The sequence below is a fragment of the Ancylobacter pratisalsi genome, from assembly GCF_010669125.1.
GTDB classification, from domain to species: Bacteria; Pseudomonadota; Alphaproteobacteria; order Rhizobiales; family Xanthobacteraceae; genus Ancylobacter; species Ancylobacter pratisalsi.
In genome coordinates this window covers 3,542,697-3,555,351 of record NZ_CP048630.1, presented here as the reverse complement: position 1 = coordinate 3,555,351, position 12,655 = coordinate 3,542,697, and the positions used below count along the sequence as shown (strand labels likewise).

Annotated in this window: 8 protein-coding genes; 6 read left to right on the top strand and 2 right to left on the bottom strand. The window is 67.2% G+C overall.

Features of this window, described 5'->3' with window-relative positions:
- Window positions 1-138 precede the first annotated feature (138 nt).
- Window positions 139-1,554 (bottom strand): helix-turn-helix domain-containing protein, encoded by a 1,416-nt coding sequence (locus G3A50_RS16695; protein WP_163076308.1) that lies wholly within the window; start codon window positions 1,552-1,554, stop codon window positions 139-141.
- Between the two features lie 143 nt (window positions 1,555-1,697).
- Here G3A50_RS16695 and G3A50_RS16690 point away from each other — a divergent pair, with 143 nt between their 5' ends.
- The 4 genes from G3A50_RS16690 (at window position 1,698) to G3A50_RS16675 (ending at window position 8,459) form a co-directional block, all read left to right on the top strand.
- Window positions 1,698-1,925, top strand: a complete 228-nt coding sequence (locus G3A50_RS16690) for a hypothetical protein (RefSeq protein WP_163076307.1) — start codon at window positions 1,698-1,700, stop codon at window positions 1,923-1,925.
- A gap of 191 nt (window positions 1,926-2,116) precedes the next feature.
- Window positions 2,117-3,415, top strand: a complete 1,299-nt coding sequence (gene aceA / locus G3A50_RS16685) for an isocitrate lyase (RefSeq protein ID WP_163076306.1) — start codon at window positions 2,117-2,119, stop codon at window positions 3,413-3,415.
- Window positions 3,416-3,689: 274 nt separating this feature from the next.
- Entirely contained in the window at window positions 3,690-5,864 is a 2,175-nt protein-coding gene (locus G3A50_RS16680; protein ID WP_163076305.1) for a malate synthase G, read from the top strand.
- Window positions 5,865-6,104: 240 nt separating this feature from the next.
- Window positions 6,105-8,459, top strand: coding sequence for a mechanosensitive ion channel family protein (locus G3A50_RS16675; protein ID WP_163076304.1), 2,355 nt, complete (start codon window positions 6,105-6,107; stop codon window positions 8,457-8,459).
- Between the two features lie 68 nt (window positions 8,460-8,527).
- On the opposite strand, the gene G3A50_RS16670 is transcribed toward G3A50_RS16675, so the two are convergent.
- Complete coding sequence (locus G3A50_RS16670; RefSeq protein ID WP_163076303.1) at window positions 8,528-9,139, bottom strand: nitroreductase family protein; 612 nt, start codon at window positions 9,137-9,139, stop codon at window positions 8,528-8,530.
- Window positions 9,140-9,336: 197 nt separating this feature from the next.
- On the opposite strand from G3A50_RS16670, the gene G3A50_RS16665 reads away from it, so the two are divergent.
- Both G3A50_RS16665 and G3A50_RS16660 read left to right on the top strand, forming a co-directional pair.
- Window positions 9,337-9,657 (top strand): GNAT family N-acetyltransferase, encoded by a 321-nt coding sequence (locus tag G3A50_RS16665; protein ID WP_163076302.1) that lies wholly within the window; start codon window positions 9,337-9,339, stop codon window positions 9,655-9,657.
- Window positions 9,658-9,828: 171 nt separating this feature from the next.
- Window positions 9,829-12,654, top strand: coding sequence for a DNA translocase FtsK (locus G3A50_RS16660; protein WP_163076301.1), 2,826 nt, complete (start codon window positions 9,829-9,831; stop codon window positions 12,652-12,654).
- The last annotated feature ends 1 nt before the right edge of the window (window position 12,655 follow it).

Sequence of the window (12,655 nt, the reverse complement as noted above, 5' to 3'; positions counted from 1 at the left end):
GCGGCAAGGAAGACGACCGGAGCCGTGCGCCCATGCCCGGCAGGGCGCCGCGTGCCGCAATGCCGCGCCCGCCCACGCTGGCGCGGTCAATTCCCCAGCGCAGCCTCTCCGGCGGGCATAGGCCTGCCCGAGGAGGGGTCACAGGCCGCGACGGGCGGTGGCGTAGAAGCTTTCCGCCATGTCGGTCTCGTTCAGGGTGAAACGATGGTCGGTCGGCGGCTGGGCCCGCTGCTCGCAGTCGAGCCGCGGGCAGATGCGGCAGCCCACCCCGATCGGCACCGTCTGTGAGGGATCCGCCAGGTTCATCCCGTCCGAATAGACCATCGACGTGGCATGGCTGATGTGGCAGCCCAGCCCTATGGACAGATGCCGGCGCGGCGCGTTGTGCCGATACCCGCCCTTGGTGATCGAACGCGCGATGCAGAAGTAACGCTGGCCCTCCGGCATCTGGCTGATCTGCACGTTGATGCGCTCGGGATGCAGAAACGCGGAGTAGACGTTCCAGCGCGGACAGGCACCCGAATGGCGTGAGATGTGGATGCCCGACAGCGAGAAGCGCTTGGAGATGTTGCCCGCGATATCGGTGCGCACCAGGTGAAGCGGAATGCCGCCCAGTCCCGGACGCTGCAGCGTGGTCATGCGGTGGCACACCTGCTCGAAACTGGTGCGGAAGCGGCGCTGAATGCGCTCGATATCGTAGCGGGTTTCCTGGCAGGCGCGCAGGAACGGCTCATAGGGCATCACCAGCGCCGCACCGAAATAGCTCGCCAGCGCATTGCGCGTGAGCACGGGGGCATCGCCACCGAGATTGCCGGCCTCGATCAGCGCCTCGATCTCCATCGAGGCCGCAAGCAGGCCAAGCTGGTGGGCCACGGCGAAAAGCGCGGATTCGGGTGGCAGGACTTCGGCGGTGATCAGCTCGCGCGCATGCGCATCGTAGCGCCGCGCGATACCCGCCGGCAGCGACGCAGAACGCCAGTTCAGACCGAACACGTTGAACAGATAGGTCTTCAGCCCGTGTTCGAAGGAATCGGAGGCCACATCCACATCCCGGCGCACGCGCTCGGCAGCGGCCTCCAGCGTAGGGAAATAGTTGGCGTTTTCCTGGATGAAGTCGGACACCGCGTCGGTGGCGGGGTGATAGCCTCCATCCTCCTGCACCACATCGCCGCCCCGGCGCCGGGCGTCGCGCATGGTCTTGTACTGGTCGAACAATCGCACCACCGCCCGCCCGACCGTGGGGTTGGAGGCGGCGAGATCACGTATGTCCTGATTGGTGAGCGCGTTCTCGGCGAAGATGTCGTCGCTGAAAAGCTCCATCAGGTCGCCGACGAGACGGGACTCGTCATTCTCCACCAACTCGCCCGGCTCGATGCCGAAATAGCCGGCCAGCTTCATCAGCAGCGGCACGGTGATGCGCCGGCGATTGTGCTCGATCAGGTTGAGATAGCTCGCGGAAATACCCAGCGCGCTCGCCAGGTCCGCCTGCGAGATGCGCTTGGCCCGACGCAGCCTCTGCACCCGGCCGCCAATGCGCGTTTCCGTGGCGGACATCGCCCGCTCCTTTGCTCAGTTTACAAAACAGGCCTGTAAACTTTACAAGCCTTTTCAGCTTAACATGCTCTTATTGCTATATTTCTTGTGACTCCGTGTCGAGTGTGAAATCTTTACATCACACCTCAAGCGGAGGAATTGACATGAGACAGCACCATCACAACGGCGACGAGGAATTCGTCACCATCGTCGGCGGCGACGCCGAGGAGATCGGTCGGGCCTTCCAGGCGGAAGGTCTCGCCGACAAGGATTTCACCATTGTTCACCGCATCGGCCGCCACCGCTTTGCGATGGCACCGGGCCGTGACGTTGGTTCGCTGCTCGACGGTAGCGCCCTGGTCGCCGCGACCTACACCCGCCGTGGCCGCTAGACCGCGCTTCCATGCCCGCCACGCCCTCGATGGACGGGCTGGCTGGCACGACACGGGTGCCGCCTCCTCCGCGGCATCCGTGCTCCCTCGCCCCGTGATCCGCCCGACGCCGCGCGCGGCACAGCGCCCCGCGGCGACGAAGCCGGCGACACGTTCTTTTGCCACCGACACTTCAGCCGCAGGAAACGACCATGCTTGACACCATCCGCGAGACCTCGCCTGACCGGATCCCGACACCCCCCTGGGCCCCGGATCGCTGGAAGGGCATCCACCGCTCCTATCGTGCCGCGGATGTTGCCCGCCTTTCCGGTTCGCTGCGCATCGAGCACACGCTGGCTCAGAACGGCGCGCGGCGGCTGTGGGAGCTGCTCCAGACCCAGGACTTCGTGCCCACCCTCGGCACCTACACCGGCAGCCAGGCGGTGCAGCAGGTGAAGGCCGGCCTTGAGGCGATCTATCTTTCCGGCTGGCAGGTCGCCGCTGACGGCAACTCTTCCGGCGACATGTACCCGGACCAGAGCCTTTACCCGGTGGACAGCGTCCCCGCCGTGGTCAAGCGCATCAACAAGGCGCTGACCCGCGCCGACCAGATCCAGACCATGGAGAAGGCGGACGGCGTCATCGGGCCGGAGCTCGACTATTTCGTGCCGATCATCGCCGACGCCGAAGCCGGCTTCGGAGGTCAGCTCAACGCCTATGAACTGACCAAGGCGTTGATCGAGGCCGGTGCGGCGGCGGTCCACTTCGAGGACCAGCTCGCCTCCGAAAAGAAGTGCGGCCATCTCGGCGGCAAGGTGCTGGTGCCCACGCGCCAGTTCATCCGCACGCTGAACGCGGCGCGCCTCGCGGCGGATGTGGCGGGCGTGCCCACCGTCATCATGGCGCGCACGGACGCGGAATCGGCGCGGCTGATCACCTCGGACATCGACGAGATCGACCGCCCCTTCATCACCGGCGAGCGCACGCCCGAGGGCTTCTACCGCTACAAGGGCGGCTTCGAGGCAGGCATCGCCCGCGCCATCGCCTACGCGCCCTATGCCGACCTGCTGTGGTGCGAAACCTCGACGCCGAGCCTTGATGACGCCCGGCGCTTCGCCGAAGGCGTGCACAAGGTCCACCCCGGCAAGATGCTGGCCTACAACTGCTCGCCTTCCTTCAACTGGTCCAAGCACATGGACCGCGCGCAGATGAGGACCTTCCAGCGCGAGCTGGGGGCGATGGGCTACCGCTACCAGTTCATCACCCTCGCCGGCTTCCACAACCTCAACTACACAACCTTCGATCTGGCCCGCCGCTACCGTGAGGAGGGCATGGCCGCCTATTCGGAGCTGCAGCAGGCCGAATTCGCCGCGGAGAAGGATGGCTTCACCGCCACGCGCCACCAGCGCGAGGTCGGCACCAGCTATTTCGATGCCATCGCCACCGTGCTCAGCGAAGGCATGAGCTCGACCACGGCGATGAAGGAATCGACCGAGACCGCCCAGTTCTGAGGGCTTGTCGTCCCGGGGCGCGAGCGTGGCGAGCCTTGGCGCGGGTTCGGGGAGAGCCCGCCTCACGGTCCGGCGTTGGCCGGGCGCCCCGGGATGACATTTTCACCAGCCGGCCCGCCTCGCTCCGTGGCGGCCGCGAGCAGGCGCCCCTTGCGTGGGGCGCCTATCCGACTATCTGCGATATTGCGTCGCATCTAATATTTGCCGCATAGCACAAAGTGAGTCGTTCCCTGTCACCACGGGCGGCTCCCAGACCAACGGAGGAACCCCGCACATGAGCTACACCGACGTCGCCGGCCTGAAGGTGGATTCCGCACTTGTCGACTTCATTAATAATGAGGCGATCCCCGGCACCGGGGTGGAGGGTGCCACGTTCTGGGAGCGCTTCGCCGGTCTCGTGCGGGATTTCGCGCCACGGAACAAGGAGTTGCTGGAACGCCGCGACGAGCTTCAGGCGCAGATCGACGCCTGGCACCGCGCCCACCGCAACAAGCCGGTGGACCCGGCCGCCTATGAGGTCTTCCTCGCCGAAATCGGCTATCTGCTGCCCGAGCCCGAGCCCTTCGAGGTCGTGACCGCGAAGGTTGACGACGAGCTCGCCCGCATTCCCGGCCCCCAGCTCGTGGTCCCGGTGACCAATGCCCGCTATGCGCTCAACGCGGCCAATGCCCGCTGGGGCAGCCTTTATGATGCGCTTTACGGCACCGATGCCCTGCCCGAGGACAATGGCGCCACCCGCGCGGGCGCGTTCAACCCGATCCGCGCCCAGCGCGTGATCGAGCGAGCACGCATCTTCCTCGACGAATCCGTTCCGCTCGCCACCGGCAGCCATGTCGACGCCGTCGCCTACCGGGTCGAGAACGGGGCGCTGAAGGTGGAGCTGAACACCGGGGCGCGCGTCGGCCTTAAGGATCCTGCCCAGTTCGCCGGCCATCGCGGCGCGGCCGAGACGCCGAACTCGGTGCTGCTGGTCAATCACGGACTGCATATCGATATCGAGATCGACCGCGGCCACCGGGTGGGAAGCTCCGACCCGGCCGGCATCGCCGACATCGTGATGGAGGCGGCGGTCACCACCATCGTCGATTGCGAAGACAGCGTCGCGGCGGTGGATGCCGAGGACAAGGTCCACGTTTACCGCAACTGGCTGGGCCTGATGACCGGCACGCTGAGCGCGGCCGTCGCCAAGGGCCGCGATACGTTCGAGCGGCGCCTCGCCGCCGACCGCCAGTATCACAGCGTCAATGGCGGGGAGCTGACCCTTCACGGGCGAAGCCTGCTGCTGGTGCGTAATGTCGGCCAGCACATGATGACCGATGCGGTGCTGGACGAGGCGGGACGTGAAATCCCCGAATCCATTCTCGACGCCGCCGTCACCTCACTGATCGCGATCCACGACATTAAGGGCGATGCCGCGCTGCGCAACAGTCGCACCGGCTCGGTCTACATCGTGAAGCCGAAGATGCACGGGCCGGAGGAGGTTGCTTTCGCGGTCGACCTGTTCGCCCGCGTCGAGCAACTGCTGGGCCTCGATCACAACACCCTCAAGATCGGCATCATGGATGAGGAGCGCCGCACCAGCGCGAACCTTTCCGCCTCGATCCATGCCGCCCGCGAGCGCGTGGTGTTCATCAACACCGGCTTCCTCGACCGCACCGGCGACGAGATCCACACCTCGATGGAGGTGGGGCCGATGGTGCGCAAGAGCGAGATGAAGGCGCAGCCCTGGATCAAGGCCTATGAGGACAACAATGTCGACGCCGGCCTTGCCGCGCATCTCGACGGGCACGGCCAGATCGGCAAGGGCATGTGGGCGATGCCCGACCGCATGGCCGACATGCTGGTACAGAAGATCGCGCACCCCATGGCTGGCGCCAACACCGCCTGGGTGCCCTCCCCGACCGCGGCCACGCTCCACGCGCTGCACTATCACAAGGTCGACGTGTTCGAGCGCCAGGAAGAACTGCGCACGCGCCAGCCCGCCTCGCGGCGCGACCTGCTCACGATTCCGGTTGTCGACCGTGGCAACTGGGAGCCGGCGGCGGTTCAGGAGGAACTCGACAACAACATCCAGGGCGTGCTCGGCTATGTCGTGCGCTGGATCGACCAGGGCGTTGGCTGCTCCAAGGTGCCGGACATCCACAATATCGGGCTGATGGAAGACCGCGCCACGCTGCGCATCTCTTCCCAGCACGTCGCCAACTGGCTGATGCACGGCGTGGTCACGCGCGAGCAGGTCGAGGAGACGCTGCGCCGCATGGCCAAGGTCGTCGACGCGCAGAACGCGGACGATCCCGACTACACGCCGATGGCGCCGGCCTATGACGGCTTCGCCTTCCGGGCCGCGCGCGACCTGATCCTCGAAGGTCGCACCCAGCCCAACGGCTACACCGAGTTCATCCTCACCCGCCGCCGCCGCGAGGCCAAGCAGGCCCAGGCTGCGGCCTGACCCGTCTGAAGTCGTGCCTATCAAGGGCCGCGCGGAACCCGCCGCGCGGCCCTTTTTCATGGGATAGCCCCGCATCGATGCCGTGCGGCGCTGTCGTTCCGGCAATTGCGGATGGACACGCCGCGCCGAGCACAAGATATTGCAACGTCGCCTGTTGATGACTGCCTTGACGCGACCTGCTTGAAAGGGCCGACAGGCCCAGGGCGGCGTACCCCGGCGGTCGTGTGCACGGTTCTGGCTATGATGTTCAATCGCTTCTGGTGCCTTCTGCTCGTCTGGCTCGCCTTGGTCACGGTCGGGGCGCCCGCGACAGCGTGGGCCCAGGCAGCGGCGAGCCAGACCGCTGCCTCGGACCCTGCCTCGACGCAGGCAACCACCCCCGCGCAGTCACCCACCCCATCGGCGCGCGCGCCGCTGCCCCTGTCGCAACAGCAATTCGACGCGCTGGTCGACGCGCTCTCCAAATCCGTCGCCGAACGCCTCGGCACGTCGGCCCCGGCGACGTCCGCGCCCTCCCCTCACATCCCGGCCGCCTCCACGCCCGCCACATCCACCTCCTCCACCGCAGCATCGACCCCCGAAACGCCGATGATGGAGATGACCGACGAGGAACCCTTCAGCGAGGTCTTCATCGAGATCATCGAGCGCGGCGACGATGTTCTGGCGCAGTTTCCCGGGCTGATTGAGCAGAGCGCGCGCATTCCGCACCTGCTCGGCCCCGGGATGAACGAGGGACGCGAGCGCGGCACCTTCCTCCTGCTGCTCCTCGGCTGCGTCATCGTCCTGCTGGGCGCCGAGGCGCTGATGCGCCTCGCCCTCAAGCCAGTGCGCGAGTATCTGGGCAGCCGGGTGGAAGGCGCGGCATCGATCTGGGCGCTGAGCGCGCTGGTCGGCATCGACATCGTGATGCTGAGCGCGCTGTGGCTGGTGACGCACGGCCTCGTCATCGGCCTGTTCGACGGCACCCTGCCCCAGTCCCGGCTCGGCTTTCTGGTGCTGACCAGCGTGTTCTACTGGCGGCTCTACCTGCTGGTCTTCCACATCACCCTGCGCCCCGGCCTGCCTCCGGCCCGGCTGGCGATGATCAATGACCATGAGGCGCGCACCATCTATCGCTGGGCCTCGCTCGTCATCGCGGTGGCCATCATCCTCGCCGATTTCCGGCGTATTCTGGATGCGATTCAGTCCTCGCCGCTCGTGGTGGCCTGCGCCATCGTGATCAACACCATCCTGCTGACCTCGCTGCTGCTGACGACCGTGGTGGTGGTGCGCAAGCCGGTGGCGAAATGGCTGCACGGCCTGTCGCAGGACGGCCAGCCCGGCCCGCTGGTAACCATGCTCGCCCGCTGGTGGCTGGTGGTCGCGGTGCCCGCCTTCCTCGCTCTTGGCCTCGCCCGCATCTACGGCACGCTGACGACGTGGGACGGGATCCATACAGCCATCCTGCTGACCATGAACGTGCTGATCGGCCTGTTCGCGCTGGAATCCTTCATGGACAAGGTCTGCCGGCTGATGCGCGCGGACCCTGATACCGAGAAGGGGTCCCGGGAGGCGGCCATCGAGGCGATCATGCGCTGCGTGCGCATGGCCATCCTCCTTGTGTCCCTGGCGCTGCTGGTGCGCATCTGGCTGGTGCACGGCGTCGGCATGATGGAGATGAGCCGCTACGACGCCATCGCCCGCGCCGCGCTCCCCTCGGGCGCCATTCTCCTGGCCGCCTACTGCGCGTGGCAGGGTGTGGAGTACTTCACCGGGCTGCATCCCGGACGCAGCGCGGCGGCGGCGCCGGGCGCCGACGTCGAGGAAGGGCACCACGGGCCGCGCTCGCGCATGACCACGCTGATGCCGCTGCTGCGCGTCACACTCATGCTCGCCATCATCATTCTGGCCGGCCTCACCGTGCTGGGACAGCTCGGCATCGACGTGACACCGCTGATCGCCGGCGCTTCCATCATCGGCCTCGCGATTTCCTTCGGCAGCCAGACGCTGGTGAAGGACATCGTCTCGGGCGTGTTTTACCTGGTGGACGATGCCTTCCGTGTCGGCGAGTACATCGATTGCGGCAAGGCCAAGGGGACGGTGGAAGGCTTCACCCTGCGCTCGCTGAAGCTGCGCCACCAGAACGGCATGATTCACACCATCCCCTTCGGCCAGCTGGGCCAGGTCACGAACTTCAGCCGCGACTGGACCACGATGAAGTTCAACCTGCGCTTCACCCGCAATACCGATCTCGAACAGCTTCGCAAGGCGGTGAAAAAGATCGGCGCGGAAATGCTGGAAGACCCCGAGCTGAAGGACGAGTTCCTGACCCAGCTCAAGATGCAGGGCGTCGCCGACATCGCCGATAACGCGCTGGTCGTGCGCTTCAAATTCACGGTGCGACCCGTGAAACCCACAGTGGTGCGCCGCGAGGCGATCAAGCGCATGGTCAACCAGCTGCCCCAGCAGGGCATCCAGTTCGCCAACAACATGGTGCCGGTGCAGTCGATGAGCGGGGACGCAGCGGCCGATCAGGGCGCGGCCGCCGCTGTCACCCGGGCGCGGATCGCCAATGATCTCGCCCGCCAGGCGGAAGAAGAGGCCGCGGCGAGCTGAGCCTCCGGGCGTTCCCAACCGAAGCGGGTTCCGGTTCGCGTGGACAACACGCGTCGGATCAGAGCGCTCTAGTCCGGCGGCGTCCAGCGCGCGGTAAGCGCACGGGCGTCGGGACGGGGGCGCTCGGCCGGGGCCTCGCGCGCCGTGCCCAGGTGAATGATGCCCGCGACCTTCTCGTCCTCGCCCACGCCGAGCAGGCCCAGCGCCTTCTCGTTGGTCGCCGCCCACCCCGTCACCCAGATCCCCGCGAAGCCGAGGCCATGGGCGGCGTGGAGAAGGTTCATGCACACCGCCCCCGCCGAAAGCTCCTGCTCGAACACCGGGATCATGGTGTCCCGGTTCGGCCGGCTCACCACCACCACAGCCACCGGCGCGGGAAACAGGCGCGACATGATGCCGGCGAATTTCTCGCGTTTGGCCTCGTCCATCTGCGGATTTGCATCCCGGTAGGCCTGCGGCAGACGCGCACCAAGCTGGCTGCGCGCGTCGCCCTCGATGACGATGAAGCGCCAGGGCGTGAGCATGGCGTGGTCGGGCACACGCGTCGCCAGCTCCAGCAGGCGCTCCAGCGTCGGACCATCCGGGCCCGGTTCGACAAGCCCCGCCGCCGGCACGGAACGTCGGCGCGCCATCGCGTTGAGCCAGTGGGCGGAAGGGGGCAGATCGGTTGTGGTCGACATGAAGGACTTCCTGTTCGGCGAGGCGTGTAAGGCGGCAGGTTTCAATCCCGCGCGCGCACCCTAGATAGGACAGTGGCGATAAAGTCGTCGGCTGACCGGGTAGAGGGGCGACATGGTGGCCGTTATGGTCGACATTATCCCATGAGCGCCACCTGACGGTCCGTCATCCACAACAGGCGCCACGAGGAGGAATCCGCATGAGCATGAATGGCGAAATCCCGGTACGCGACAACCGCGCCGCCGATCGCTTTGAAATCGAGCAGGATGGCCACCTCGCCATCGCCCAATACATCCTCGCGCCGGACCATATCATCTTCACCCACACCGAGGTTCCGCCCGAGCTGGGTGGCCGCGGCCTTGGCACGCGCCTTGTCGAGGCCGGCCTTGCCAGCGCGCGCGAGCGCGGACTGTCGGTGATTCCCCGCTGCTCCATGTTCGGCCGCTACATGATGAAGCACCCGGAAACCCACGACATGCTGGCGCCCGAGATCCGCGCCACACTCGGCCTTCCGGTCTGAGCGAGGGCGGGCGCCCGATCGGCGCCCAGCCTCCATTCGCGCAGGGAAAAAGGGGCGTTCCATACCCTTCATTAACGCTGTGCACCTAACCATGGGAACACGACCGGCAGGGAGCAATCGCACCCGCCGGTTGATGCCAGATGTTCCTGAGTGGCAAAGGTTCCGGTACCCATGCGTAACCCCGCGCGTCCCTATACCGCCTATGAGACCACCCCTTCCGAGGACGAGACGCGCGACCAGCCTGCGGGCACTTCGGGCGTGAGCGGGCATCGCTTCACGCGTGCCAATCCGCAGACCATGCACCTTCCGGCCCCGTCCAAGCGCCCCAAGGGCGCCGATGGCACACGGAGCGCGAAGCCGCAGCCCAATGCCCCGTTGCCGCCCATGCCGCTGATGGGTGTGCCACTCGCCAGCCAGCCTCCCGTGGCCCCGCGCACGCCGGTTCCCAGCTGGCTTCAGCCTTTCACCCTTCCCTCGAACACGCGTTTCACCCGCACGCCGGACTATCTGCTGCGTCCCCAGGTGCCCGAAACCGTCGCGCCCCCCGTGGCCCAGCCGACCGCTGAACTCGAATCTCCCGCGACGGCGGAGGCAGACGTGCCGCCGGTCCTCCCGCCGCGCCCCTCGCAGACACCGGTGCTGCGGGCTCCCCCGCGCCTGCCCCCGATTGCCGCCGGCGCACAGCCGCTGATCGCCGCGCTCGCCCGCGAGGCCCGTGCCGCCCGGCTCATCGCGCAGGCGGAACAGCACGCCGCCCCGGCGCCGGCCGAGCCCGCCACGGGTCACGCCCCCGAAGAGACCCCGGCGACGGGCGCCTCCGAAATTCAGGCCGACGAGAGCCACGCCGACCCCATGGTTGCCGCTCCGCCCGCCGCCGCCCAGAGTGTCGCGCCTCCGGCCGACGTGGTGCAGACGATCGACGCCGCGCTGATCGATACCGGCGCAGTCCACGTTCCCACGCTCGCTGTGCCCCCGCTCGCTGTGGCCCCGTCCCATGTCGACGCGGGTGGCGAGCAGCCGCGCTCGATACAGCTCATCGGCGAAATGATCCGGCTCGGCTGGGAGGTGCCCCCCGTGGCCCCCTCGCATCAGGACACGACGCCCGAAACCGCGGCTTCGCGCCCTGTCCCCGCATCCCCCGTCGCCGGCCCGGTCGAGGCATATACATCGCCGGAGCCAGAGATGCCCCGGCCTGCCCCCGCGGAGGCAGGCGCGTCGACCGTGCCCGTGCCGGCCTGGATCGCCGCGCCGATCGCCAGGCTCGCCAGCTATGATGTCGCGCCGACGCCGGCCTCGTTCTCCTGGCCGGTCTTCACGGTCACCGCCGAGCCCGCCGCCCAGCCCGCCGCAACGGCCGCTCCGGTCGCGCCCGTGGTCGCGCCGGTTCCCGAGCCGGTCCAGATCGCACCGGCGCCGCAGCCGGTCGCCATCGCCCGGCCGGCCGAGCCGCCACGTCCCGCTCCCCGCGCTGTCGGGCAAACCGGTGAATATGAACTCCCCCCGCTCGAACTACTCACCGAGCCCCCGGCGAACGAGCCCGACTACGAGCTCTCCGAGGAATTCCTCGACCGCAATTCCGTGAAGCTCCAGCAGGTGCTGCACGATTTCGGCGTGCGTGGCGAGATCATCGACGCCAATCCCGGCCCGGTGGTGACGCTGTATGAGCTTGAGCCCGCGCCCGGCATCAAGTCGAGCCGCGTCATCGGGCTCTCCGCCGATATCGCCCGCTCCATGAGCGCCATTTCCGCCCGCGTCGCCGTGGTGGAAGGGCGCAACGTCATCGGCATCGAGCTTCCCAACCAGCGCCGCGAGACCGTGTGGCTGCGCGAGATGCTGGCGAGCCACGAATTCGAGGGCGCCAAGGCCAAGCTCGGCATCGGGCTTGGCAAGACCATTGGCGGCGAGCCGGTGATCGTGGATCTCGCCCGCATGCCGCATTTGCTGGTCGCGGGCACCACCGGCTCGGGCAAGTCGGTCGCCATCAACACCATGATCCTCAGCCTGCTCTACCGCCACAAGCCCGAGCAGTGCCGGCTGATCATGATCGACCCCAAGATGCTCGAACTCTCGGTCTATGAGGGTATCCCGCACCTGCTCACCCCCGTCGTCACCGACCCCAAGAAGGCGATCGTCGCCCTGAAATGGGCGGTGCGGGAGATGGAAGACCGCTACCGCAAGATGAGCCGCCTCGGCGTGCGCAACATCGACGGCTTCAACGCCCGCGTCGCCGAGGCGGCCGCCAAAGGCGAGATCATCACTCGGACGGTGCAGAAGGGCTTCGACAAGGAGACCGGTGAGCTGATCGAGGAGGAGGAGATCATGGATCTCTCGCCCCTCCCCTATATCGTCATCGTGGTCGACGAGATGGCGGACCTGATGATGGTCGCCGGCAAGGACATCGAAGGCGCGATCCAGCGCCTCGCCCAGATGGCCCGCGCCGCCGGCATCCACCTCATCATGGCCACCCAGCGCCCCTCCGTCGACGTCATCACCGGCACCATCAAGGCCAATTTCCCGACCCGGATCTCGTTCCAGGTCACCTCCAAGATCGACAGCCGCACCATTCTCGGCGAGATGGGCGCCGAGCAGCTGCTCGGCCAGGGCGACATGCTCTACATGGCCGGCGGTGGCCGCATCTCCCGCGTCCACGGACCCTTCGTCTCCGACCAGGAAGTCGAGCGCGTGGTCGAGCACCTCAAGTGCCAGGCCCGCCCGGAATATCTCGACGAGGTGACGGCCGAGGAAGAGGACGAGCCGGTCCCGGACGATGCCGCCGTGTTCGACAAGACCTCCATGGGCGAGGACAGCGGCGATCTCTACGATCAGGCCGTCACGCTCGTGCTGCGCGACAAGAAGGCGTCCACCTCCTACATCCAGCGCCGCCTGCAGATCGGCTACAACCGCGCCGCCTCGCTGATGGAGCGCATGGAGAATGAGGGCATCGTCGGCTCGGCCAACCATGCCGGCAAGCGCGAGATCCTGAGGGACTCGCACTAAG